The following is a 25,271-nucleotide window of genomic DNA, read 5'->3' as shown; positions in this document are numbered from 1 at the left end:
CCCGCCTGAAGGAGGGCGCATGAAGGAAATGTTCTATCGCGACCATCTGATCGCCGCGCACGCGGTGCCGGTCGGCGCCAGCGCGGGCGTGCGCTACGGCTACCAGGGCGAGATCCTGCCGGCCGGCGCGCGCGCGGCCACGACGCAGGAGGACTTGCCGGCGTCCTTCGCCTCCGATGTCGAGACGGCGTTCGACAACGCGGCCACCGCGATCGAGGCCTGCCTGCTCGAGGGCCGGCGGCTGATCGATATCCGGCTCGACGGCGCCGACACGCCGGCGGCATCGTCCGACCCGGCCCGGGCCCCCGGCTCGGGCAATAGCAACCAGAGGAGCATGCAATGACCCAGAAGCAGACCGACCAAGGCAAGAGCGGATCGAGCGGCAAGGGTGCCGCGCAGGGTGACAAGGGCGGTGAAGGCGGACGCGAGGAGCCGAGCCCGATCGACGTGCAGAAGTCCCTGAAGGGCATCGATTTTCCCGCCACCAAGGAAGACATCCTCTCGCGCGCCCGCGACGGCGGCGCCAGCGAAGAGGTCATGGCCGAACTGGAGCAACTGCCGGAGCGCGACTACGATTCCCCGGCGGAGATCTCGCGGGAGTTGGGCAAGCTGCATTGAAGCTGATGCGCTCGACGCGCGGCATGGGCGGTGGAGCGCGAAGGTGAGGCTCAGGTACACCTTCTGCTGCGACTTTTCGCAAAAGCGCGCTGCGGTCTTGCGGCGCGCTCATCGATTGTCTAGATTGGCCCGTCTACCGTGGAGGGGCCAGCATGCGCACGATCAACCTGGATGAAGCTTCCGCCGACTTGCCGCATCTCGTTGAGATGGCGGCGCAAGGGGAGTCGTTTGTCATCGCGAAAGGCGGCAAGCCAATGGTCAGGGTCGTTCCGGTCCAGGCCATCTATCGCTCCGGTGAAAAGCGGATCGGCATTCTGCAGGATCGGTTCAACGTTCCCGAGGATTTCGACCGGCTGTGCAGTGATGAAATCGAAGTACTCTTCACTGGCCGAATATGAAGCTGCTTTTCGATACGCATATCTTGCTGTGGGCGTTGATCAAGCCCGGACGTCTTCCAGCCATCGTGGAAGACATGGCCCTCATTACCGCGGATCCAGTGGTCGCACGTTATCCCGGCCCGGTGCGACACGTGTGACACTGGACCGAAGAGAGCCCAGACGGGTCCTTACGACACCGCCTCCAACACTGGCGCCACTACCGGCCGCGGTCCGGGAAACGAATCGCGATAGCCCATTTCCGGATCGCGCGCGAATATTTCGGCGGCCCAATCGACGAAGACGCGGACCTTGGCCGACAGGTTCCGGTTTTGCGGATACATGGCCGAGATCGGCATGACTTCTTCCTGCCAATCGCCCATGATTTCAACCAGCCGGCCGCTTTCCAGATACGGTTGGGCCATCACACGGGAAATGACGGCGATACCGTGGCCTTCCAGCGCGCAGCCGATATAGACCTCGGGATCGTTGGTCGAGATCGCCGACGGTAGCAGCAATTCATGGCGTTCGTCGCCGCGCGTCAGGATCCATGGCATTTCGCGGCCGGTGCGCGACGACAGGTAATTGATCGCGCGATGCTGCATCAATTCATCCGGCGTGGTCGGCGTGCCGTGCTGCTTCAGATAAATAGGCGAGGCGTAGAAAGCCAGGCGCAATTGGCCGATTCGGCGCGCCACCATCGTATCGTCGACGGTATCGCCGACCCGAATGACCACGTCGACGCCTTCCTTCAGCAGATCGATCGGTTTGCCATTGATCGTCAGTTCGACCTTCAGGTCCGGATAGCGCGCGAAGAACTCATGCAGATTCGGCACCAAGGCCAGCCGCGCCAGCCCGCCGACCGTATCGACCCGCAGCGTGCCGCGCGGGGTCTGGTTCTGATGCGTCAGCGATTGCTCGGCTTCGTCGACATCGGCCAGAATGCGGACGCACCGTTCGTAATAGGCGGCGCCTTCCGACGTCACGCTGATCCGGCGCGTGGTCCGGTGCAACAGCTTGACGCCCAGATGCGTTTCCAGATTCTGGATCAGCCGCGTCAGCGTGGCCTTGGGCAAATCGAGCGATTCTGCCGCGCGCGCGAAACTACCGACATCGACGACGCGGGTAAAGGCTTGCATTGAGACGAAGCGGTCCATGGCGGCTGTCCAATAAGAAAGCCATAGCGAGCGGACTGTGCCGCGCGGCTGGCGAGGGCGAATGTTACTCACTCTGCGAGGCGTATGCACGGTAGGGTCTTTCATTGGCATAACCGCAACAGTGGAGCGGTTATTGGCCGAATGGGGACGATCTACCGGAACGAACCCGGGGCCGGCGCGATTATTCCATCCGCAGAATAGTGCGTTGGCAAACTGCGCCTTTATCCCGCCTACGTCAATCACCATAATTCGGTGCAACGCAACATGCAAACCATGCGTCGAGCCGTTTCCGGCGGCCGCGCAACGGAACCCAGACCATGACCAAGCCGACGCAAGATACCGCTTCCCAGCCCGCCAAGGCCGGCGCCGCGGCGCGTGTGGTGCGGCATGAGATCGCCAGCGGCGAGCGCACCATTGCTGTGCACGTGTGTTATCCCGCCGGATATCCGACCGCGTGGGCGCCGTCTCCGCTGCCATGGTTGCTCTATCTGCATGCCGGCAGCTTCGTCGACGGCGGCATCGAGAAGGCGGCCCATCTGACCCGCCAGTTGGCCGGCGCGGTCCCGGCGGTAGTGGTCGCGCCCGAATACTCGCTGGCTCCGGACCATCCGTTCCCGGCCGCCCCGGAAGACGCCTTCAATACCGCCGAATGGGTATTGCGCCAGGCGCGCCGGCTCAAGGTCGACAAGATGCGTTTCTCGCTGGTCGGCGAGGAAGCCGGCGGCAATCTGGCGATTGCGGTGGCGCAGATGTTGCGCGATCGCGGTCTGCCGGCGCCGCGCGCGCAATGGCTGATCCGCCCGGTCACCGACCCCTGCCTGCAGCACGCCTCCTGCGCCGGCCAGGCGCACGTGCCGCTGGAAACGCTGCAGCGCATGGCCGTTTGCTATCGCGATTACCTGCCGACGCCCGCGGCGTCGGTCCATCCCTACGCCGCGCCGGCGCATGCGATGCGTCTGGCCGGCCTGCCGCCGACGCTGATCCAGGTGGCCGAGCTCGATGCCCTGCGGCCGGAAGGCGAGGCCTTCGGTCGCAAGCTGCTCGACCGCGGCGTGGCGGCGGAAACCCGAATCATGCCCGGCGCCTGTGGCGCCGGTGTCGAAGCATCCCACGACCGATGTCAGGTATGGGTCGATGAAGGCGCGCGCTTTCTGCGAGAACGTTTCGCGGACAGCGACGAAGCCTCGCCACAGGCCGAACGCCGGCCGGCAGCCAAGCCTTCCGGTTGGGCGCCGTGACGTGCCCGCGGCCGCGCCGGTGCTGACAGGCTAGCGCGGACCGCCATTCGAGAAGTCAGCCGCGTGTGAATGTCTCCGGACCCCGCGTCGGCGCCCCAGGGTTTGCATACCCGCAAGGCGTCGAACGGGCCCGGCGGGCGGCGTTCGTCCTTTTGCTTTTCCGGTTGAAGAAAACCCGAAACGGAGTGAAGAAATGAAGCTGCAATCCCGACGTAGCCTGATCGCCGTCGCCATCGTGATCGTGCTGGGCACCGGCCTGGCCACCACGGTCCTGCGCCCCTGGCATGCCGGCGAGGCACAAGCCGTGCCGAGCCCCGCCCCAAGCGCGGCGGCGGTTGATGTCGCCGCCGCCATCGGCAAGACCATTACCGAGTGGGACGAATTCTCGGGCCGCCTGGAGGCGATCGATCGCGTCGAGGTGCGGCCGCGCGTCGGCGGCACCATCGACGCGGTGCACTTCCGCGAAGGCGCGATGGTCAAGAAGGGCGATCTGCTGTTCACCATCGACCCGCGTCCTTACGCGGCCGAGGTGGCACGCGCCGAAGCCGCGCTGGCCGCCGCGCAGGTACGCGCCAGCCATGCGCAGAGCGAGCAGGTGCGGGCGCAGCGGCTGCTGGACGACAACGCGATCTCGCGCCGCGAATTCGACGAACGGATCCACGCGGCGCGCGAGGCGAACGCCAACGTGCGCGCCGCGCAGGCGGCGCTCGATTCCGCCAGGCTGAACCTGGCCTACACCCGCATCACCTCGCCGGTGACCGGCCGCGTCTCGCGCGCCGAGATCACGGTGGGCAATCTGGTCGCGCCGGGCGCCAATTCCCCGGCGCTGACCACGGTGGTGTCGGTGTCGCCGGTGTACGCCAGCTTCGAGATCGACGAGCAGAGCTATCTGCGCTACACCGCGCCGGGCGCCGCGGGCGGCGCCAACGGCAAGGGCATGGCGGTCTATCTGGGCCTGGCCAACGAGGAAGGCCATCCGCATGAAGGCCGCATCCAGTCGGTCGACAACCGGCTCGATCCGCGCAGCGGCACGATCCGCGTACGCGCCGTGTTCGACAACCCGGACGGTCGCCTGCTGCCGGGGTTGTACGCCAAGGTCAAACTCGGCGGCAATGCGCCGCATGACGCGGTGCTGATCAACGACCGTGCGATCGGCACCGACCAGGGCAAGAAGTTCGTGCTGGTGGTCGACAAGGACAACAAGCTGAACTATCGCGAAGTCCAGATGGGGCCCAACTATGACGGTCTGCGCGTGATCCGGTCCGGCCTGAAGGCGGGCGAGGTCATCGTGGTCAATGGCCTGCAGCGCGTGCGGCCGGGCGACACGGTTGCGCCGACGCCGGTGCGCATGGCGCTCAAGCGCGAGCTCGAGCGGGGCAATGCCACCGGGAAGAGCGCGGACAACCAGCCCGAGCAGGCGAAGAAGGAGTCGGTCGGATGATAGAGAACCTGCACGCCGCCGGCGCCTGACGATCCGGTACTCCCCTCTCCCGCCTGCGGGACAGGGTTGGGGAGAGGGCAGGGCAGTCGATGAACCGACCGCGCCATTGCCAGCGCATGGCCCTCTCCCCGGCCCTCTTCCGCAAGCGGGAGAGGGAGGACACCGATCCCGCGCCATTTCATCGCCCATATGCTTTTCCATGGCGTCCCCAGCGGACCGCCAGGGGGCTCCCTTTTTATCGAGACCCGTCATGAACCTCTCGAAATTCTTTATCGACCGGCCGATTTTCGCCGGCGTGCTATCGGTGCTGATCTTCCTGATCGGCGCGATCGCCATGTTCAAGCTGCCGATTTCCGAGTATCCGGAAGTCGTGCCGCCGTCCGTCGTGGTGCGCGCGCAGTATCCCGGCGCGAACCCGAAGGTGATCGCCGAAACGGTGGCCTCGCCGCTCGAAGAGCAGATCAACGGCGTCGAAGACATGCTGTACATGTCCTCGCAGTCCAACAGCGACGGCCTGCTGACGCTGACCGTGACCTTCAAGCTGGGCACCGACCCGGACAAGGCCCAGCAGCTCGTGCAGAACCGCGTGTCGCAGGCCGAGCCGCGCCTGCCCGAGGACGTGCGCCGGCTCGGCATCACGACCGTCAAGAGCTCGCCCGACCTGACCATGGTGGTCCACCTGGTCTCGCCGAACGACCGCTATGACATGACCTACCTGCGCAACTACGCGGTGATCAACGTCAAGGATCGTCTGGCCCGTATCCAGGGCGTGGGCCAGGTGCAGCTGTTCGGCTCGGGCGACTACGCGATGCGCGTCTGGCTCGATCCCGAGAAGATGGCCGAGCGCCAGCTCGCCGCCAGCGACGTGGTGCGCGCGATCCGCGAGCAGAACGTGCAGGTGGCGGCCGGCGTGATCGGCGCCTCGCCGTCGCTGCCGGGCACCGACCTGCAACTGTCGGTCAACGCCCAGGGCCGCCTGAACTCCGAGGAGGAGTTTGGCGGCATCATCGTGCGCACCTCGCCGGACGGCGGCGTGACCTATCTGCGCGATGTCGCCCGCATCGAGCTGGGCGCGTCCGAATACGCGCTGCGCTCGCTGCTCGACAACAAGCCGGCGGTCGCGATTCCGATCTTCCAGGCGCCGGGCTCGAACGCGATCCAGATTTCGGACGACGTGCGCAAGACCATGGAAGAGCTCAAGGAGAACTTCCCGGACGGCGTCGACTACAGCATCGTCTACGATCCGACGCAGTTCGTGCGGCACAGTATCGAGGCGGTCACGCACACGCTGTTCGAGGCGATCGCACTGGTGGTGCTGGTCGTGATCCTGTTCCTGCAGACCTGGCGCGCATCGATCATCCCGCTGCTGGCGGTGCCGGTATCGATCGTCGGCACGTTCGGCCTGATGTACGCGTTCGGCTTCTCGATCAATGCGCTGTCGCTGTTCGGTCTCGTGCTGGCGATCGGTATCGTGGTCGACGATGCGATCGTGGTGGTCGAGAACGTCGAGCGCAATATCGAGCAGGGTCTGTCGCCGAAGGAAGCCACCTACCAGGCGATGCGCGAAGTCAGCGGCCCGATCATCGCGATCGCGCTGGTTCTGTGCGCCGTCTTCGTGCCGCTGGCGTTCATGACGGGCCTGACCGGCCAGTTCTACAAGCAGTTCGCGCTGACGATCTCGATCTCGACGATCATCTCGGCATTCAACTCGCTGACGCTGTCGCCGGCGCTGTCCGCGCTGCTGCTGCGCAGCCATGACGCACCGAAGGACTGGCTGTCGCGGGCGATGGACCGCGTGCTGGGCGGCTTCTTCAAGCGCTTCAACCGCTTCTTCGGCGCCAGTTCCGAGCGCTACGGACAGGGTGTCAAGGGCGTGGTCCGCCGCAAGGGCGCGGTGTTCGGTGTCTATGCCGTGATGCTGGTGCTGACCTGGGGCATCTTCCAGCTGGTACCGAAGGGCTTCGTGCCGGCGCAGGACAAGCAGTACCTGGTCAGCTTCGCCAAGCTGCCTGACGGCGCGACGCTGGACCGCACCGAGGACGTGATTCGCCGCATGTCCGAGATCGCGCTGAAGCATCCCGGCGTGGAATCGGCGGTGGCGTTCCCGGGCCTGTCGATCAATGGTTTCACCAACAGCCCGAGCGCCGGCATCGTGTTCGCCACGCTCAAGCCGTTCGAGGAGCGCAAGTCCGAAGACCTGAGCGGCAACGCCATCGCGGCGCAGCTGAACCAGCAGTACGGAGCGATCCAGGACGCGTTCATCGCGGTGTTCCCGCCGCCCCCGGTGCAGGGTCTGGGCACCATCGGCGGCTTCAAGCTGATGATCGAGGACCGGGCCGCGCTGGGCTACGACGCGCTGTTTGCCGCGACCAATGCGTTCGCCACCAAGGCGCGCGCCACGCCGGAACTCGCCGGCATCTTCAGCAACTACCAGGTCAACGTGCCGCAGCTGGACGTTCAGCTCGACCGTGTCAAGGCCAAGCAGCTCGGCGTGCCGGTGACGGACGTGTTCGACACGCTGCAGACCTATCTCGGTTCTGCCTACGTCAACGACTTCAACAAGTTCGGCCGTACCTATCAGGTCAAGGTCCAGGCGGATGCCAGCTACCGCCAGCATGCCGAGGACATCCTGCAGCTGAAGACGCGCAACGCCGCCGGCGAGATGGTGCCGCTGTCGTCGCTGGTGCAGGTCAAGCAGAGCTTCGGCCCGGACAGCGTGGTGCGGTACAACGGCTTTACCGCCGCGGACATGAACGGCGGACCGGCGCCCGGCTTCTCTTCGGGCCAGGCGCAGGCTGCGGCCGAGCGCATCGCCGCGGAGACGCTGCCGAAGGGCATCAAGTTCGAATGGACCGAGCTGACCTATCAGGACATCCTGGCCGGCAACGCGGGTGTGTGGATCTTCCCGCTGTGCGTGCTGCTGGTGTTCCTGGTGCTGGCCGCGCAGTACGAGAGCCTGACGCTGCCGCTGGCGGTGATCCTGATCGTGCCGCTGTCGTTGCTGGCCGCGCTGACCGGGGTCTGGCTGACGCGGGGGGACAACAACATCTTCACGCAGATCGGCTTCATCGTGCTGGTCGGGTTGTCGGCGAAGAACTCGATCCTGATCGTGGAGTTTGCCCGCGAGCTGGAGCATCAGGGCCGCACCATCGTGCAGGCCGCGATCGAGGCGAGCCGCCTGCGTCTGCGCCCGATCCTGATGACCTCGTTCGCTTTCATCATGGGCGTGGTGCCGCTGGTGGTGTCGACCGGTGCCGGCGCGGAGATGCGCCACGCGATGGGCGTGGCCGTGTTCGCCGGCATGCTGGGCGTGACGTTCTTTGGCCTGTTCCTGACGCCGGTGTTCTACGTGGCGCTGCGCAAGCTCGCCACGCGGGGCAAGGCCGAGCCGGAGCCGGCGCCGGAAGCACGGCCGGAACGCACGGTGGCATTGGCCGAACCGCAGCATTGAGCGCATGCCGCGGGGTTGCTCCCCTCTCCCGCAAGCGGGAGAGGGAGCACGCCGGCGGCAAGCCACGAACTGAAGAGCGACGACGAGCCGACTGCAAGTCGACAACGAAGAATTCGAGGATGAACAAATGACAGCAAACCTGCAATCGTGGATGCCGCGGCTGGCCACGCTGGCCGCCGCGCTGGTGCTGGCAGGCTGCTCGCTGGCGCCGACCTACAAGGTGCCGGAAACCGCGACCATGCCGGCCTTCAAGGAGGCCGAGGCCGCGCAGGCCGAAGGCGCGCAATGGAAAGTGGCCACACCCGCCGAGGGTGCCGAACGCGGCCAATGGTGGAAGCTGTTCGGCGATGCGGAGCTCGACCGCCTGATCGAAGCGGCCAACAGCAATAACCAGGACCTGGCCGCGGCCGCGGCGCGGGTCAAGCAGGCGCGCGCGTTCACCGGCGTGGCCGAGGCCGATCTGTATCCGCAACTGAGTGTGGGTCTCGATCCGACCCGGTCGCAGCCGTCGGCAGCGTCGCTCGGCTTGCCCGACGGCACGCCGGTATCGCCGCGCACCGTGCTGCGTGCACGTGCCATCGCCAGCTACGAGCTCGACCTGTTCGGCCGCGTAGCCGACAACGTGCGCGCCGCGCGTGCCGAGGGCGAGGCTGCCGAGGACCTGTTCCGCTCGGTGCAGCTGACACTGCAGGCCGATGTCGCGCAGGCCTATTTCACGCTGCGCACGCTCGATGCCGAGCGTCAGCTGCTGCGCGCCACCATCGCGCTGCGCGAGGACGCGGTGCGCCTGCTCAAGCGCCGTTTCGATGCCGGCGAAACCACCGACCTGGACCCGGCACGCGCCGAAGCGGAGCTTGGCACCGCGCGTGCCGATCTGGCCGACGTCGAACGCCGTCGCGCCAATCAGGAGCATGCGCTGGCGGTGCTGACCGGCGTGCCGCCGGCCCAGTTCGCACTGGCCGAGCGGCCCTTCGACGCTGCGCCGGTCGCGATTCCGGCCGGCCTGCCGTCCGAATTGCTCGAGCGCCGGCCCGACATCGCACAGGCCGAGCGCCTGATGGCCGCGGCGAACGCCCGCATCGGCGTCGCCAAGTCGGCCTTCTTCCCGCGCATTTCGCTGACCGGCGTGTTCGGCTTCGAGTCCAGCGAGCTGTCCAACCTGTTCCGCTGGTCCTCGCGTGCGTGGCTGCTCGGTCCGCTGATCGGCTCGACCATCGCGGCGCCGATCTTCGACGGCGGCCGCAACCGCGCCAATCTGGCGGCGGCACGCGCCCAGCATGAGGAAGCGGTGGCAGCCTACCGGCAGACCGTGCTGGTGGCGTTCCGCGAGGTGGAGGACGGGCTGGCCGACGTCCGCTGGCTGTCGCAGCAGGCGAGCGCGCTCGACAGCGCGCTGGCCGGCGCACGCCGCGCCCAGCGGATCTCGCGCAGCCGCTACGACGCCGGCGCGGTCGACTATCTGACCGTGATCGATGCGGACCGTACCGTGCTGCAATCGCAGCGCGCGGCCAATCAGGTGGCGGGCCTGCGCGCCGCCGCGACGGTCGCGCTGGTGCGAAGCCTGGGCGGCGGATGGGGGCCGGTGCAGGCGCCGAGCGACGCGGCGGCACGTTGATCGTGGCGAGGCAATAACGCAGAACGGCCGCTGCCGGCGTGGAGCAGGCAGCGGCCATGCCGCAACAAGAGGCCGGTCTTTCACCGGCCTTTTTTTCATCAAAGCATCATGCCGCCCGAGGCCTCGACGCGTTGCGCGTTGATCCAGCCAGTACCGGGTGCGAACAATGCCGCCACGACGGCGCCGATGTCGTCCGGCTTGCCGGGCCGGCCCAATGCGGTCACGGACGATACGAAGGCATTGACCTCCGCGTTGTCGCGCACGGCGCCCCCGCTGAAATCGGTCTCGATGGCACCGGGCGCCAGCGTGTTGACGCTGATGCCGCGCTCGCCCAGCTCCTTGGCCAGATAGCGCGTCAGCACTTCGACGCCGCCCTTCATCGTCGCGTAGGCCGAGTAACCCGGCAGCGCAAAGCGCGCCAGGCCGGTCGACACATTGAGGATGCGCCCGCCGTCCGCAATCAGCGGCAGCAAGGCCTGCGTCAGGAAGAACGGTGCCTTCAGATGGATGCGCATCAGTTCGTCGAACTGGTCTTCGGTGGTTTCGGCAAAGCTCGCATGCAGGCCGATGCCGGCGTTGTTCAACAGGAAGTCGAAACGGTTGCGGCCCCAGCCGGCCAGTACGGACTCGACCTGCGCGGCGAAGCCGGCGAAGGTCCGGCTGTCGCCGACGTCCAGTTGCAGCGCGGCGGCGCGCCGGCCCAGCCCCTCGATTTCCGCGACGGCACGCTCGGCCTCGGCACGATGGCCCCGGTAGGTCAGGATCACGTCGGTGCCCTGGCGGGCGAGGTGGATCGCGGCATTGCGGCCGAGGCCGCGGCTGCCGCCGGTGATCACGGCGATGGTGGAGGTAGTGGTCATCAAGCGGACTCCGGTGGAAGTTCGGGTTGCGTTTCGGATGCGGTGGCGCCGCATGTGTCCACTTTATTGATTCGACCGGAGCGCATAAACTGCCGCCATGTGGCAGCTATGTTTGCAATACGTAAACAATTGACCAACGATCCGGCCCATGGATTCCCTCGACACGCTGCGCATCGTTCTGCGCGTCGCCGAACTCGGCGGTTTCGCCCGGGCCGCGGACAGCCTCGCGCTGTCCAAGGCCGCGGTATCGATCGCCGTGCAGCGGCTGGAGGCCAGCCTTGGCACGCAACTCTTCCATCGGACCACGCGCCGGGTCCAGCTGACCGCGGACGGGCAGGCGTTCTACGAGCGTGCGCGGGATCTGCTCGATGACATGGACGAGTTGCACGGCATGTTCCAGCGAGACGGTGGCGCGCTGAAGGGCCGCTTGCGTGTCGACATGCCGGCGGGCATGGCATCGCGCTTCGTGATTCCGCGACTGCCGGAATTCCTCGACCGGTATCCCGAGCTTTCGATCGAGATCAGCGGCACCGACCGTCGCGTCGATGTCGTGCGCGAAGGCTTCGACTGCGTGGTTCGCGTCGGCACGCTCGACGACAGCAGCCTCGTGGCGCGGCCCCTGGGGGCGATACGGCTGATCAACTGCGCCAGTCCGGACTATCTGCGTCGCCATGGCACGCCGCGCAGCATCGAGGATCTTCGCGATCATCGGCTGGTGCACTACGCCGGCACGTTGGGGCAGCGCCCGGTCGGATTCGAATATCCGGACGGCGGCGGCCATGCGGCATTGCCGATGGCGGGCAGCGTCACCGTCAACAACGGCGCCGCCTACGAAGCCGCGGCCGTGGCAGGGCTTGGCATCATCCAGGTACCCGCCATGGCGATGCAGTCAAGGCTGGCCGCAGGAGAGCTGGTCGAAGTCCTGCCGGGCTGTCCACCGCCGCCGATGCCCGTGACACTGCTCTATGCGCAGCGGCGCAACCTGCCGCGGCGCGTGCGCGTCTTCATGGATTGGATCGCACAGGTCCTCGAACCGCATCTCGAACCGGTGCCGTCAAGCCCGCGCAGCGCCTTGCCGGCATGAGCCGTTGGTGTCCGGCGACGGCAGCCTGCTTGGTGAACTGCACACGCCGCTGCGGTACAGTCGAGGCCATGAGCAAGCCCCGTCCCACCGAGCCCACCCACGACCCTGGCGATGCCGCGCTGCGGCAGCGCGCCGCGCGCCGCAGCACGCTGGTCAGCGTCGCGGTCAATCTGGTGCTGACCGCGGCCCAGGCCATCACCGGCATCCTGGCCGGCTCGCAGGCGCTGCTGGCCGATGCCGTCCATTCGCTGTCGGACATGCTGTCCGATTTCATCGTGCTGTTCGCCGGCATACACAGCGGCAAGGGGCCCGACGAAGACCATCAGTACGGGCACCAACGCTTCGAGAACGCGGCTTCGCTGGCGCTTGGCGTGCTGCTGCTGGCCGTCGGCGCCGGCATGCTGTGGTCGGCCGCCGGCAAGGTGGACCCCGCCGCGGACACGCCGCCGGTCGGCATGGTGGCGCTGTGGGTGGCGCTCGGCACGCTGGTGTTGAAGGAGTCGCTGTTCCGCTATCTGCTGGCGGTCGCGCACCGCGTTCGCTCCAGCATGCTGGCGGCGAACGCGTGGCATTCGCGCTCGGACGCCGCGTCGTCCCTTGTGGTCGCGCTCGGCATCGGCGGCAGCCTGCTCGGCTACCGCTGGCTCGACCCTGTCGCCGCGATGGTGGTCGGGCTGATGATCATCCGCATGGGCTGGCGTTTCGGCTGGAACGCGATGCAGGACCTGATGGACCGCGGCGCCGATGCCCACACCGTCGAGGCGATCCGGCACAGCCTGTTGTCGACCCCCGGCGTGCTGGGCGTGCATGACCTGCGCACCCGCAAGATGGGCGACCTGATCCTGGTCGACGTGCACCTGGAGATGGAAGCGATGCTGACCGTCGAGCAGGGCCACGCCATCGCAATGGAGGCCCGCCGGCGCGCGATGGAGAATCGCGACGTGCTCGACGTGATGACCCACATGGACCCGGTCCGCCGCGGCGGCGCCACGATGGACCGCGCGGCCGGCTAGCGCTTGCGCAGCGGCGCAAGCAGATGCGACAGGCCGTTGTGGTCGAGCTCCTGCATCAACGCCAGCAGCCGCCCGATTTCGCCGGGCGGAAATCCTTCGCGCGCAAACCAGTTCAGGTAGTTGCCCGGCAGGTCGGCGATCAGCCGGCCCTTGTATTTGCCGAACGGCATGGTGCGGGTAACGAGGAGTTGGAGGTCTTCGGGTTGCATGGCGGCTGCGAGCAGTTCGGCCGGGATGGGAACGCTTGTCGAACTGTTCGGGTGAGTCGGCGAGAACTACAATCGTATCCGACATGCCATCCATGGAACCGTCCACCACCTCGATCGCAGCTCTCCATGCTTGTGTTGCATGCCTGCGGATACCGTACGCTGACTAGCCGCGCTGGGCATCAGCGTACGGCGATCCGGGCCTTGCAAGTGGCCATGGGACTACCGGTTGAACGACTGATCGCGCTGGACACCTTGCGCAAGCAGCGCAATGCCACGGACTACTCCGGAGATACCTTGCCTCCCGCACTGGTAGTCGAATGCATCGAGGCAGGCAAGGCATTGCTTGGCGACGTCTTGCACTGGCTGCATGCCGAGAAGTCGGAATTGCTCTCCCAGGGCAGCAAGGACCCAAGGCGACTCTGCAGTGCCATCAACCAGCTTCGACCCCCGCCGCAGCCGTAGGCAGCGACGAACGAGTCCGCTCCAGCCGCACGCTCCAGGCCGCGACCGCCAGTGCCGATAGCGGGGCCAGCGCGGCGACCCAGGGCAGGGCGGTCAGGCCCGGTCCGTGGTCGATCACCATGCCGCCGAGCCAGGCGCCGAGTGCATTGCCGAGATTGAAGGCGGCGATGTTGAAGCTCGATGCCAGATTCTGGCCCGGGCCGCGCGCGTGCCGCAGCACGCGCAGTTGCAGCGGCGACACCGTGGCGAAGGCGGCGATGCCCAGGATGCCGACGAAGGCGACCACCGCGAACTGGTTGTGGATGGCGAAGGTCATCAGTGCCAGCACCGAGGCCAGCGACGTCAGTGTGGCGAGCACCGCGGCGACCGGACGGCGGTCGGCCAGCCGGCCGCCGAGCAGGTTGCCGACGATCATGCCGGCGCCGAACAGCAGCAGGATCGGCGACACCGTCGCCTCGCCATAGCCGGCCACCTTGGTCAGCAGCGGCTGCACGTAGGTGATCACCGCGAAGATGCCGATGGCCTGCAGGATCGTCATGGCAAGGCCCAGCATCACCTGCGGGCGCACCATGGTCGCCAGTTCGTCCTTCAGCGAGGCCGGCGCGCTGTGGTCGCGGCTGGCCTTGACCAGCACGCCGATCACCACCAGCGACACCAGCCCGATCAGCGTCATCGCCCAGAACGTCGAACGCCAGCCCAGATGCAGCCCGAGCCAGGCGCCGGCGGGCATGCCGAGCAGCGTCGCCAGCGTCAGGCCGGAGAACATCACCGAGATTGCCGAGGCGCGGCGATCTTCCGGCACCAGGCCGGTCGCCACTACGGCGCCGACGCCAAAGAAGGTGCCATGCGTCAGCGACGTGATCACGCGGGCGATCATCAGCGTGGTGTAGTCCGGCGCCAGTGCGCAGGCCGCATTGCCGACGGTGTAGATCACCATCAGCGCCAGCAGCACCGCCTTGCGCGGCATGCGCCGGGTCAGCAGCGTCAGGATCGGCGCGCCGGCGGCGACGCCGAACGCGTAGCCGGACACCAGCATGCCGGCCGAGGCAATGGACACGTGCAGATCGGCGCTGACCTGCAGCAGCAGGCCCATGATCACGAATTCGGCGCAGCCGATGCCGAAGGAGCCGGCGGTCAGCGCGTAGAGGGCCAGCGGCATGCCGGCGCGCGCGGGCTTCGCAGTGGGGTTGTTATTGGGCGGGATGGTGGCGGTAGGCGGGGCGGCCATGACAACTCTCCTATTGGAAGGTCCGCAGTTTGCCCGCCCCCATCTTTTTGAAAAACCGGCGGTATCATGAATCAGTTTCAATATTTGATTGATAGTCATGGACCGTATCGGCGATATCGCGCTGTTCCTGCGCGTGCTGGACCTCGGCTCGATCAGCGCAGCGGCGCGCAGTCTCGACCTGTCGGTGGCCGTGGCGAGCCAGCGCCTGAAGCGGCTGGAACAGGATCTGGGCGTGCGGCTGCTGCATCGGACCACCCGCAGGCTGCACGCGACGCCCGAAGGCGCGGCGCTTGCCGAGCAGGGCCGGGGGCTCGTCGAGGAACTGGAGGCGCTTGGCAGTTCGTTGCGCCGGGCCGGTGGCGAGGTCACCGGTACGCTGCGGGTGACCACGGCGTCGTCGTTCGGGCGCCAGTACCTGTCGCCGTTGTTGCCCGAATTCATGGCGCGGCATCCGCAGCTGCGGCTGAACATCCATCTGGACGACCGCGTGGTGGATCTGGTCAGCGCCGGCTTCGATCTGGCGGTGCGCATCGGCGCGCTCGACGATTCGACGCTGGTGGCCCGCAAGCTCGCCAACAATCGGCGGCTGCTGTGCGCGTCCCCGGAATATCTGCGCCGTCATGGCACGCCGCGCACGCCCGACGACCTGTCCCGGCACGAATGCCTGGTGCTGGTAGGAAGCCAGGGGCGGCAGGACCTGTGGCGGCTGGAGGGCCCCGACGGCCGCGAGATCGCGGTACGGGTACGAGGCCGGATCGAGGCCAATACCGGCGAATTGCTGTCGGACGCTGCGCTGGGCGGGCTCGGCATCGCGCTGCATTCGTACTGGCATGTCTGCGCGATGCTGCGGGCCGGCCAGCTGGTGCAGGTGTTGCCGGACTACCAGATCGCCGACACCGGCATCTATGCGGTGATGCCGCAGAGACGGCTGGTGCCGCCCCGTGTGCGGGCACTGGTTGATTTCCTGGCCGAGCGCTTCGGCGATGTTCCGCCGTGGGAACGCGGCGACAGCCGCGGAGGCTGAACCGAAACGGATGCGCGCCCGCGATCCTTCAACAAAAGCCGATGGCGCGCGGCGGCGGCCACGCCATGGACCGGACGAGCCGATCGTGGGCTGGTCGCCACCGCCAACACACCTGTCACGATTTCAGTTTCGATTTGCCGCCCTTGTGCGCGCCGTCCGAATAGGGATTGCGCGGACCGCTCCTGGCGCCGTCGCTGTAAGGATTGCGCGCACCGGCCCTGGCACCCTGGCTGTACGGATTGCGCGCGCCGGCCTTGGGCCCCTTGGCCTTGCCGTTCGATGCGAGCGTCGAGCGCTGCTCGGTACGGGCGCCCTGCGTGTACGGGTCGAATCGGTCCGAACGCGCGCCCTGCGTATAAGGATCGAATCGGTCCGAACGTGCGCCCTGCGAGTAGGGATCGCGTGCGCCGGTGGTCTGTGCGTTGGCCGATGACATCGCGCCGAACGTCACCATGGCGGCGACCGCCATGCCAACGAGTCCGCGCGTGGAAGCCGTTGAAATCGGCGCCGTCGTCTGCGAAGGGAAAGGTCTTTTCAGCATCATCTACCTCATCGTCTGGCGCCGCGATTGCCGGCGCGGATTGCATGGAACAGTGGATCCGTTCCACGTTGGGTCATGCGCGGGCCGCTGTCGCGGTCAGCGCATGGTCGCTCAGGAAGCGGTGAATCTGGGACACGACGGCGGCCCCCTCGCCAACGGCCGAGGCGACACGCTTGGTCGATCCAGAACGCACGTCGCCGATCGCAAAGACGCCTGCCGCACTGGTCTGCAGCGGCAGCTCCGCGCTCGAAGGCGATGGCAGGTCGGCGCCGGTCAGCACGAAGCCCTTGCTGTCCAGCGCGATGCCGCAGGGGCCCAGCCAGCCCGTCTTGGGATCGGCGCCGATGAAGACGAACAGATGGCGCGCCGACATGGCACCTTCGATGCCGCCGGCGCCGCGGTAGTGCACGCGTTCGAGCCTTCCCTCGCCCTCGAGCTGCGTCAGCTCGGTCCGGGTATGCACGGTGACGTTCGGCAGCGAGCCGATGCGATCGACCAGGTAGCGCGACATGCCGAGCGCGAGACTCGCGCCCCGGATAAAGATGTGCACGTGTTCGGCGTGGCTGGCGAGGAAGACGGCGGCCTGCCCCGCGGAGTTGCCGCCTCCAAGCAGCAGCACCGGCTCCTTGCGGCAGAGCCTGGCTTCCACCGGCGTGGCCCAGTAGTAGACCCCCGAACATTCGAGGCTGGCCAGATTGCCCAGATCGGGACGCCGGTATTCGGCGCCGCTGGCGATCACCACGGTGCGCGCGCTGATGCGCCGGCCATCGGCGAGCTCGACACAGCGCGGATGCCGGTCACAGTGCAGCGACGTGACCTCGCACGGAATGCCGATATGCGCGCCGAACTTCTGCGCCTGCACGAACGCCCGGCCGGCCAGCGCCTGGCCCGTGATGCCGGTGGGAAAGCCCAGGTAGTTCTCGATGCGGGCGCTGGTGCCCGCCTGCCCGCCGGGCGCACGGCAATCGAGCACGGCGACCGACAGTCCTTCGGAAGCGGCGTAGACGGCCGCGGCCAATCCGCCGGGTCCGGCGCCGACGATGGCCACGTCATAGACATGGGCCGGGTCGAAGTCCGGAATCAGGCCCAGGCAGGAGGCCAGGTGGCGCTCGTCTGGATTGCGCAGCACCCGGCCATCGGGGCATACCACCAGCGGGAACTCGTCGTGTCTTGGCGTCAGCCGGGCCAGCAGCGCGATGGCGTCGGCATCCTGCTCGGCATCGAGCGTGGTATGCGGAAAGGCATTGCGCCGAAGGAAGTTCTGCAAGCCCCGGGTTCGCGCATCGCCCGGCCGACCGAGCAGGACGACGCCGTGGCCGCGCTCGAGCACCAGCACCCGTCGCAGGATCAGCGCCCGGATGATGGTCTCGCCGATGTCCGCCTCGTTGATCATCAGCTTGCTCAGTTCGTCGGGACGCAACAGCACCGCTTCGACATCCTCGACCACGCAGGCATCGACGACGGCCGGCTTGTTCGACAGCTGCGTGACATCCGAGGTGAACTCCCCGCGGCGGCTATAGACGTGGATGGTCTGCCCGGCGCGCAATCCATCGCGGCCGGAGATCCGCACCTTGCCCGACAACAGCAGGAACACGCCGGGGCATGGACTGCCGGCCCGGTACAGATAGTCGCCGGCGGCGAAGTGGCACAGCGAGCCGAAGCGTCGCACCCGTTCGATGTCGGCGTCCGCCAGCACCGGAAACATCTGGTGAAAGCGCGGATGATCGCGCACGCCGCCATCGGCTACCAACGCGCCGTCATCGTCTTGCGCTTCGACCTGCTGTCGCGCGCCTGCTGCGTCGGGCGGGACCGTCGGATCCATGCCTGCTCCTGGTTGGCCGCCCGCTACGCCCGGGCCGGCAGGTCCATCAGCTTTTCCATCGTGATCGGCAGATCGCGGATCCGTTTGCCGGTCGCATGGTGGACCGCGTTGGCAACCGCCGCCGCCAACCCCGTGATGCCGATTTCGCCGATTCCGCGCGCGCCGAACTCGTTGAACGCTAGGTCCGGATAGTCGAGCAGGATCACGTCGATCTCCGGCTGGTCCGCGTGCACCGGCATCACGTATTCCGCGCAGTTGTTGTTGCCCGGAATGCCGTTGCGCTCGTCGAATTCCGTCGCTTCGAACAGCGCCATGCCGACCCCCATCACGATCGCGCCCTCGACCTGATTGCGCGCCATGACGGGGTTGATGACGCGGCCGACATCGATCGCGCTGACGACCCGCGCGACGCGCAGCCGCGAAATGCCCGGGTCCCACCGCACTTCGACGAAATGGGCGCCGAAGGACATGAAGGACACCTTGTCGGTCGGCGTGCCGCCCGTATGCGCATGGCCTTCGGCATTGGCGAAGCGCCGGGCGCGAAGCACGTCGGCAAAGTCGATCGCCCGCTTGCCATCGGTCAGCTGCCCCTTGCGCATGCGCAGCGCTTCCGGCTTGACGCCGGCGAACTCGCCGCCGGGCTGCGTGGCGATGCCGCCCAGTTGCGCGATGGCGTTGCGCGTCGCCTCGGCGATCGCCGGCAATACGCTGGCGGTCGCCCACGACCCCCCGGAGACCGGCGCGGCGGGGAACGAGGAGTCGCCCAGCTTGACTTCGATCCTGTCCAGGCCGAGCCCCGTCAGCTCGCTGACGGTCTGCGCCGCAATCGTGTAGGTGCCGGTGCCGATGTCCTGGATCGCGCAGAAGGCGATCGCGGTACCGTCGTCACGCAGCTGCACGCGCGCCTGCGCCGGCGTACGCCACGCGTCCCAGTTGCAGACCGCGACGCCATATCCGGCGATCTCGTTGCCGACCCGCATCGAGCCGATGCGCGGATCGCGCCTGGTCCAGCCGATCTTGTCGGCGCCCTTGGCAATGGCCTCGCGCAAATGATTGCTGGACCATGGCAGATTCAGGCTTTCGTCGCGCGTGGACAGATTGGCGAGCCGGAACTGGACCGGGTCGGTGCGGCAGGCCAGCGCCAGTTCGTCGATCGCCGATTCGAGTGCGAACAGCCCCGGGGCCGCGCCGGGCGCCCGCATCGACGTGGGGGCGCCGCGGTGCACCTCGGCAGTGTGGTGGCTGACCAGGACGTTCGGGCACGCGTAAATGCTGCTTGTCATGCCGCCGCAGTTCTCGACGTACTGCTCGATGAAGGACGTGGTATTGATCGACTCGTGCCGGATCGACGTGATCCGGCCTTTCGCGTCGGCGGCCAGCCGCAGCCGCTGCTTCGTCTCCGGCCGGTGTCCCGTCGCGGTAAACATCTGCGCGCGCGGCACCACCAGCTTGACCGGCCGGCCCGTCATCCGGGCCGCCGCGCTGGCCGCCACCGAATGCGGCCACAGGAACAGCTTGCAGCCGAAGCCGGAGCCGATGAACGGCGCTTCGACCGTGACGTACTCGGGCGGCAGTCCGAAGATCTGCGCCAGCGTGTTGCGATGGACCGTGACGCCCTGGGATGCCTCGTAGACCCGCAGGCGGCCGCCGTCCCACCAGGCGACGGTGGCGTTCATCTCCATCGGATTGTGGCTCTCGACCGGCGTGTGGTAAGTCGCATCGACTCTGACCGGCGACTGCTCGAAGACCGCCGCCGCCGACCCGCGTGCGTGCCCCCGTCCGCCGTCCTGCGGCTTGCCGGCGGCGAGCGCCTGTTCGAGGTTCGCCAGCGCTTTCGTCTGCTGGTAGCTGACCTTTACCTTGTAGGCCGCTTCCCGCGCGTGCTCGAAGGTATCGGCGATGACCAGCGCGACAAACTGGCCGGCGTAGTGGATGGTCGCGTCCTCGAACGGCAGCCGATGCTCGTCGGTGATGGCCGTCGTCAGGATCGCCGTTGCCGAGATCGGATTCTTCGGAATGCGATGCAGCGGCAGGAAGCGATTGTGATGAAGGACATCGACCACGCCTGGCGTGCGCATGGCTTCGCTGACGTCGATGTGTTCGATGCGGCCGCTGGCGATGGTGCTGAAGACGCCGTAGGCGTACAACATGCCCGGCAAGCGCCGGTCGGCGGTATAGGGGGCGGCGCCGGTCAGCTTGAGGCGGCCATCGATACGGCGCGGCGAGGCGCCAATGGCGTTGGTAGTCACGCGGATCTCCGGAAACAGGATGGGCTGCGGATCGATAGGTGGCAAACGGGCGCTACGCGAGCAGCGTCGACAGGTTGCGGGACACCGCCTGCTGGCCGAGCAGGATCTTGAAGCCGTTCTGCCCGTACGATTTGGCCCCGGTCATCGCCGCCGCCGCGGCCGACTGGATCAGCGCCGGCGTCGGCGTCTGGCCGCGCAATACCGCCTCGGCGCCTTCGGCGCGCCACGGCTTGGTGCTGACGCCGCCCAGCGCAATGCGGATATCGCGCACGGCGTTGCCCTCCATCACCAGCACGATGGCGCTCGATGCCAGCGCAAACTGATACGAGGTACGGTCGCGCAGCTTCAGGTAGGCGGACCGGCTTTGCGCCAGCGGCGGGTCGAGCGTGACGTGCGTAATCAGCTCGCCGGGCTGGATCGCATGCTCCTTCCACGGCTCGCTGCCCGGCAGCAGGTGGAACTGCGCGAACGGCACCTCGCGTCTTCCATTCGGACCCTGCAGCTGGATCGTCGCGCCGATCGCCACCATGGCCACGCACATGTCGGACGGATGAGCGGCAATGCAGTGTTCGCTGCCGCCGAGCACGGCATGGACATTGCGATTCAGCCCTTCGATCGCCGGGCATCCCGACCCCGGCGTGCGCTTGTTGCACGGCGAGACGCCGTCGCGGAAGTAGCCGCAGCGCACGCGCTGCATGATGTTGCCCGCCGTGGTGGCCTTGTTGCGCAGCTGGGTACTGGCGCCGGACAGCAGGGCCTGGGACAGCACCGGGTAGTGGCGCTGGATGTGGGAGTGCCGCGCCAGTTCCGTATTGCTGACCATGGCGCCGATGCGCACGCGGCCGTCCGCGCCCACTTCGATCTGGTCGAGCCCGAGCCGGTGGATGTCGACCAGCCGGGCAGGTCGCGTGATGTCGAGCTTCATCAGGTCCAGCAGCGTGGTGCCGCCGGCAAGATAGACCGTGTCGCCGGCACCGGCATGCAGCGCGATCGCTTCGTCGATGCTGCCCGCGCGCGAGAATTCGAAGTTGCGCATCAGCTCTCTCCCCGCAGTTTGCCGCGCGCGTCCTGAATCGCCGTGACGATGTTGCGGTAGGCACCGCAGCGGCAGATGTTGCCGCTCATCGCTTCGCGCAGCGATGCGTCGTCGGCGGGGATACGCTTGTCGCCGATCACGCCGACGGCGCACATGATCTGGCCCGCGGTGCAGTAGCCGCACTGGTAGGCGTCGTGTTCCCAGAACGCCTGTTGCACCGGATGCAGCCGTTCGCCTTGCGACAGGCCCTCGATCGTGGTGATGTCGTCGCCCTGGTGCATCACGGCGAGGGACAGGCACGCATTGACGGGCACGCCGTTGACGTGCAGCGTGCAGGCGCCGCATTGGCCGTGGTCGCAGCCCTTCTTGGTGCCAGTCAGGCCCAATTGATCGCGCAGTACGTCGAGCAGGATCGCGTTGTTGGCCACGGAAAGCGTGTGCGTTTTTCCGTTGACCTTCAGCGTCAGCGCACGCGCATCGGCGGCTTCGCGGCCGGCAGGGCCACCGGCAGGGCCGCCGCTGGGCGCCGCGGATGCCGTCGGGATCCAGCCGACACTGGCTGCGCCGACGCCTGATGCGCCGACCGATTGCAGGAAACGTCGCCGCGTCAGTCGTGGTTTCAACGCGCCGGTCGCGTCGTCGAGCTGGTGCTCGCCGTCGTGGTTTGCTGTATCGCCCATGGGCCTGTTCTCCGGGTGGGGGAAGGAGGAGATTTCATGGTAGTGGGCGGTGGGGCGTTGCGGACGCGGTCCGCGCGACAAGACCCAATGCATGCCGATTCGGGCCAAACCAGGCCGATACAAGCGCAATACAAGCGCGCAATACAAGGCCAGCGCAACGAGTCTGCCGTGGACCCGCCGCCCGCCGGCTTCAGCGCGCCGGAACGAGGAAGCGGAACGTCGCGCCTCGCGGCGGATTCGGCAAGGCGCAGATCTGTCCGCCGAACGCTTCCACGATCGACCGGCATATCGCCAGGCCGACGCCGAGCCCGCGCGGCTTCGTCGTAAAGAAGGCTTCGAAGCAGTCCTTGCCGTCGGCCGTCGGCAGCCCTGGTCCGGTGTCCCGAATCTCGACCATCACGCGGCCCATCGGGTCGAGTCCGCTGACGACGCGCAGTTCGCGCGGATGTCCAGCGGCGTCGGCATCCATCGCTTCGACGGCATTGCTCAGCAGATTCAGCACGACCTGCTGCAACTGCGTGCGCTCGGCGGCCGCGAACAGCGGGCCCGGATGCAGCGCCAGCACGATGTCGATGCCCTTGCTGTCGGCCTCGGCGGCGACCAGCGGCAGCGTCTGGTCGATGACCGCGTTGATATCCACCGCTTCGACACGCGCCGGTGCCTTTCGCATCAGGGCCCGCGTGCGATCCAGAATGTCGGTCGCCCTTGCGCTGTCGCGCATCACGCGCTCGAGCGCGCGTACGGTGGCCTCGATGTTCGGCGGGTTTGCCGCGAGCCAGCGCAATCCGGCATTGGCGCTGGTGACCAGTCCGGCCAGCGGCTGCTTGACGTCGTGCGCGATCCATGCCGACAGATGGCCCATCGTGACCAGCCGGTTGGTGTGGGCCAGCTCCGCATGCAGCATCCGATTGCGGCGTTCGATGGCGAGCGCCCGCGCCTCGGCCTGCTTCTGCTGGCTCAGGTCCAGCACGATGGCGATCCCTTGCTGAACGGACTCGTCGAAGGCGGTCGCGCCCATCAGGACCGGAAGCCGGGTGCCGTCCTTGCGAAAGTACTCTTTCTCGATGGGACGCAGCGCGCCGGTCCGCCGGATTTCGTCCATTTCAAGAACGACCTGGTCGCGCCATTCCGGCGGCGTCATCTCGAACCAGTTCATCGCGCCGTTTTCGACATCCTCGCGGCTGTAGCCGACCATGTTCAGGAAGGCCTGATTGGCGTCGAGCAGGCGGCCGTCGAGATCCCACAGCACGATGCCGATGACGTCGACCTCGAACAGCCGGCGCAGCCTGTATTCGCGGTTCTGCAGATCGGCGTACAGCCGCGCGTTCTCCAGCGACAAGGCGGCCAGCGTCGCAAGAAGTTCGAGCAGGTCCAGCCGGGCCTGCGCGAAGACGCGGGCCATCAGGTTGTTCTCCAGATACAGCGCCGCCTTCAGCCTGGCATGCGCGACGACCGGCAGGCACAGTACCGATCTGACGCGATGAAGGGCCACGTGGGGGTCGTGCTGAAAGCGGCTGTCGGCGGCGGCGTCGTCGACGAGGACCGTTTCACCGGTTCGCAATGCAAAGCGGATCAGGCCTTCCGTTACCGCGGCGCTCCATTTGCCGTCGTCGGGCAGGCTCACCCGGGTCCCTTCGCCGTCGATGGTGACTTCCGCAGCCAGCGAAAGGGTATCGTCCCTCGACAGCAGAAGCACCGCACGTGCTGCGCCCGCGTGCTGGGCCAGCGTCTGCATCAGGGTGATGGTCAGGCGCTCAGTCCTGCCGTCGCCATAGGCCGCGCCCGGCTCTATCCCGTCGCCTGTCTGCGGATCGGTCTGCCCGGACGCGCCTGCACGCGCCTGAGCCGCCAATCCGTCCGGCAGCCGGGCACGGGGCCGCGGATGGAACCGACGGAGCAGCCTGACCTTGGCCTCGGCGCCCCAGCGACCATAGCAGTCCAGCGCGTCGTCGATGTAGGCGGTGGCGATCCGGCCGAGCCCACGGGTTGCATAGAAGCGGCTGGCCAGTTCGCGTGCGAGTCCTTCGATCAGCAACGAGCCGTGCAGCCGGGCCGCGCGCGCGCTGTCGTCGTACAGCTTTTCCGCCGCCAGCCCGTCGCCATCGAGGTCCGCGATCTCGGCGCTCAGCAACAGATGGCGACAGGCGGCCATCGCCGTGCCCGTGGCCCGCGCCCAATCGCCGATCAGCGCCCGATGCCGGGCCAGGCGCGCGCGCAGGGGCTCGGCGTTCCGCGTGGTGACATTGCGCAGGGTCGCGCAGATCGCCAGCGCGGTGAAGAAGTGGCATTCGGCCTGTTCCGGGTGGTCGGCATCGAAGGCATCCGGATTGTGCCCGGATCGCTCGCCAAATACGGCTGCAGCGGCAGCCAGAGCGGCGTTGGGATCGCCCGCCAGGTAGTGGAGCATCACCTTGCTGGCCCAATAGGAATGAACCAGCAAGGTCATGCCCGAACCGGCGACGCTGCTTTCGAAGCGCCGGCCATCGAAGGCGCCATCGTTGAAGTCCGCGAGATGGCAGGTCTTTCCCATCAGGCATGCAAACGTCCGCTCCGGGACCTCCACCAGCTTCGCGGACTCGGACGATCCCGAGGCCCGTGCCAGTTCGAGGTAAGCGAGGACTTCGTCGTAGTCCTGTTGCAGCGCGTGGCCGCGCATCAGCAGATACATGCCGATCCGGTTCGCCAGCCGGCAGGCAAGGCCGGCATCGCCGCTTGCCGCTGCTTGCCTTGTCGCCTGGCGCAGCAGGTCGACGGGCTCGTACTCTGGTACGGATGTCGAGGCGATCATCGTCTGGAGCCAATGGCGTGCTCGACGGCGCTCAACAACTGCTGGGCCTCGAATGGCTTGCGCAGTATCCGTACCGAATCCGGCGGCAGCGCATGCGTACCGCATTCGGCTGGATCGTGTGCCGTCATCAATACCACCTGCAGGCCCGGCCGCCTTTGCTGCAGGATCGCGGCAAGCTGCCATCCGTTGATCACCGGCATGCGAATGTCCGAGATCAGGCATGCGATGGCATCGAGATAGGGGCACTCCAGCAACGCGGTGGCCGTTGCAAAGCACAGCGTGGCGTGGCCTACGGAGGCAAGAAGGTCGGATATCGACTCGACGATCGTCGGGTCGTCGTCGATCACGGCAACCACTGAGTCCGGCGCGAATACCATTGCC

Annotated in this window: 22 protein-coding genes; 11 read left to right on the top strand and 11 right to left on the bottom strand. The window is 67.3% G+C overall.

Annotation, left to right across the window (positions count from 1 at the left end; genetic code table 11):
- The first annotated feature begins 19 nt into the window (after positions 1–19).
- From M1D55_RS08200 to M1D55_RS08190, 3 genes are all read left to right on the top strand, one after another.
- Positions 20–343 carry a hypothetical protein gene (locus tag M1D55_RS08200; RefSeq protein WP_006575558.1) on the top strand — a complete coding sequence of 108 codons (324 nt, stop codon included), beginning with the start codon at positions 20–22 and terminating at the stop codon, positions 341–343.
- Complete coding sequence (locus M1D55_RS08195) at positions 340–618, top strand: DUF2795 domain-containing protein (RefSeq protein WP_456280622.1); 279 nt, start codon at positions 340–342, stop codon at positions 616–618. The genes M1D55_RS08200 and M1D55_RS08195 overlap by 4 nt, the downstream gene beginning before the upstream one ends.
- Before the next feature lie 152 nt (positions 619–770).
- Positions 771–1,016: a type II toxin-antitoxin system Phd/YefM family antitoxin gene (locus M1D55_RS08190; protein WP_456280621.1), complete on the top strand. Its 246-nt coding sequence runs from the start codon at positions 771–773 to the stop codon at positions 1,014–1,016.
- 167 nt (positions 1,017–1,183) lie between these two features.
- Here M1D55_RS08190 and M1D55_RS08185 read toward each other — a convergent pair whose 3' ends face one another.
- Positions 1,184–2,149 carry a LysR family transcriptional regulator gene (locus M1D55_RS08185; protein ID WP_064576263.1) on the bottom strand — a complete coding sequence of 322 codons (966 nt, stop codon included), beginning with the start codon at positions 2,147–2,149 and terminating at the stop codon, positions 1,184–1,186.
- A 317-nt stretch (positions 2,150–2,466) separates the two neighbouring features.
- Between M1D55_RS08185 and M1D55_RS08180 the strand changes: the two genes are divergently transcribed.
- The 4 genes from M1D55_RS08180 to M1D55_RS08165 all read left to right on the top strand — a co-directional run bounded on the left by M1D55_RS08180 (position 2,467) and on the right by M1D55_RS08165 (position 9,894).
- On the top strand, positions 2,467–3,387 hold the full coding sequence (locus M1D55_RS08180) for an alpha/beta hydrolase (protein ID WP_006575562.1): 921 nt from the start codon (positions 2,467–2,469) through the stop codon (positions 3,385–3,387).
- Between the two features lie 193 nt (positions 3,388–3,580).
- Entirely contained in the window at positions 3,581–4,828 is a 1,248-nt protein-coding gene (locus M1D55_RS08175; RefSeq protein WP_456280620.1) for an efflux RND transporter periplasmic adaptor subunit, read from the top strand.
- Positions 4,829–5,078: 250 nt separating this feature from the next.
- A complete protein-coding gene (locus M1D55_RS08170) occupies positions 5,079–8,279 on the top strand; it encodes an efflux RND transporter permease subunit (RefSeq protein WP_006575564.1) in 3,201 nt (1,066 codons plus the stop codon).
- Positions 8,280–8,406: 127 nt separating this feature from the next.
- Complete coding sequence (locus M1D55_RS08165) at positions 8,407–9,894, top strand: efflux transporter outer membrane subunit (protein WP_456280619.1); 1,488 nt, start codon at positions 8,407–8,409, stop codon at positions 9,892–9,894.
- Positions 9,895–9,992: 98 nt separating this feature from the next.
- Here M1D55_RS08165 and M1D55_RS08160 read toward each other — a convergent pair whose 3' ends face one another.
- Positions 9,993–10,754: an SDR family NAD(P)-dependent oxidoreductase gene (locus M1D55_RS08160; RefSeq protein WP_006576615.1), complete on the bottom strand. Its 762-nt coding sequence runs from the start codon at positions 10,752–10,754 to the stop codon at positions 9,993–9,995.
- Between the two features lie 148 nt (positions 10,755–10,902).
- Between M1D55_RS08160 and M1D55_RS08155 the strand changes: the two genes are divergently transcribed.
- The gene (locus M1D55_RS08155) at positions 10,903–11,838 is read left to right on the top strand and encodes a LysR family transcriptional regulator (RefSeq protein WP_064576266.1); all 936 of its coding nucleotides are present in this window, start codon (positions 10,903–10,905) and stop codon (positions 11,836–11,838) included.
- A 68-nt stretch (positions 11,839–11,906) separates the two neighbouring features.
- Positions 11,907–12,851 (top strand): cation diffusion facilitator family transporter, encoded by a 945-nt coding sequence (locus M1D55_RS08150; protein ID WP_006576617.1) that lies wholly within the window; start codon positions 11,907–11,909, stop codon positions 12,849–12,851.
- Here M1D55_RS08150 and M1D55_RS08145 read toward each other — a convergent pair.
- Positions 12,848–13,060, bottom strand: a complete 213-nt coding sequence (locus M1D55_RS08145) for a DUF3820 family protein (protein WP_006576618.1) — start codon at positions 13,058–13,060, stop codon at positions 12,848–12,850. The two genes, M1D55_RS08150 and M1D55_RS08145, sit on opposite strands and share 4 nt — an antisense overlap.
- A 201-nt stretch (positions 13,061–13,261) precedes the next feature.
- On the opposite strand from M1D55_RS08145, the gene M1D55_RS08140 reads away from it, so the two are divergent.
- The gene (locus M1D55_RS08140) at positions 13,262–13,522 is read left to right on the top strand and encodes a hypothetical protein (protein WP_456280618.1); all 261 of its coding nucleotides are present in this window, start codon (positions 13,262–13,264) and stop codon (positions 13,520–13,522) included.
- On the opposite strand, the gene M1D55_RS08135 is transcribed toward M1D55_RS08140, so the two are convergent.
- A complete protein-coding gene (locus M1D55_RS08135; protein WP_456281331.1) occupies positions 13,491–14,681 on the bottom strand; it encodes an MFS transporter in 1,191 nt (396 codons plus the stop codon). The genes M1D55_RS08140 and M1D55_RS08135 overlap by 32 nt on opposite strands.
- 166 nt (positions 14,682–14,847) lie before the next feature.
- Between M1D55_RS08135 and M1D55_RS08130 the strand changes: the two genes are divergently transcribed.
- The gene (locus tag M1D55_RS08130; protein WP_456280617.1) at positions 14,848–15,774 is read left to right on the top strand and encodes a LysR family transcriptional regulator; all 927 of its coding nucleotides are present in this window, start codon (positions 14,848–14,850) and stop codon (positions 15,772–15,774) included.
- A gap of 115 nt (positions 15,775–15,889) precedes the next feature.
- Here M1D55_RS08130 and M1D55_RS08125 read toward each other — a convergent pair whose 3' ends face one another.
- From M1D55_RS08125 to M1D55_RS08095, 7 genes are all read right to left on the bottom strand, one after another.
- Positions 15,890–16,243, bottom strand: a complete 354-nt coding sequence (locus M1D55_RS08125) for a hypothetical protein (RefSeq protein ID WP_456280616.1) — start codon at positions 16,241–16,243, stop codon at positions 15,890–15,892.
- Positions 16,244–16,388: 145 nt separating this feature from the next.
- Complete coding sequence (locus M1D55_RS08120; protein WP_232204418.1) at positions 16,389–18,137, bottom strand: FAD-dependent oxidoreductase; 1,749 nt, start codon at positions 18,135–18,137, stop codon at positions 16,389–16,391.
- Positions 18,138–18,160: 23 nt separating this feature from the next.
- Entirely contained in the window at positions 18,161–20,386 is a 2,226-nt protein-coding gene (locus M1D55_RS08115; RefSeq protein ID WP_456280615.1) for a xanthine dehydrogenase family protein molybdopterin-binding subunit, read from the bottom strand.
- Between the two features lie 52 nt (positions 20,387–20,438).
- A complete protein-coding gene (locus tag M1D55_RS08110) occupies positions 20,439–21,422 on the bottom strand; it encodes an FAD binding domain-containing protein (protein WP_456280614.1) in 984 nt (327 codons plus the stop codon).
- On the bottom strand, positions 21,422–22,102 hold the full coding sequence (locus M1D55_RS08105; RefSeq protein WP_006576624.1) for a (2Fe-2S)-binding protein: 681 nt from the start codon (positions 22,100–22,102) through the stop codon (positions 21,422–21,424). The genes M1D55_RS08110 and M1D55_RS08105 overlap by 1 nt, the downstream gene beginning before the upstream one ends.
- A gap of 190 nt (positions 22,103–22,292) precedes the next feature.
- Complete coding sequence (locus M1D55_RS08100) at positions 22,293–23,837, bottom strand: GAF domain-containing sensor histidine kinase (RefSeq protein ID WP_456281330.1); 1,545 nt, start codon at positions 23,835–23,837, stop codon at positions 22,293–22,295.
- Positions 23,838–24,886: 1,049 nt separating this feature from the next.
- Positions 24,887–25,267: a response regulator transcription factor gene (locus tag M1D55_RS08095; RefSeq protein ID WP_006576626.1), complete on the bottom strand. Its 381-nt coding sequence runs from the start codon at positions 25,265–25,267 to the stop codon at positions 24,887–24,889.
- Positions 25,268–25,271 lie beyond the last annotated feature (4 nt).

This window comes from Cupriavidus sp. JZ107 (genome assembly GCF_053903255.1).
This window is presented reverse-complemented; position numbering and strand designations above follow the sequence as displayed.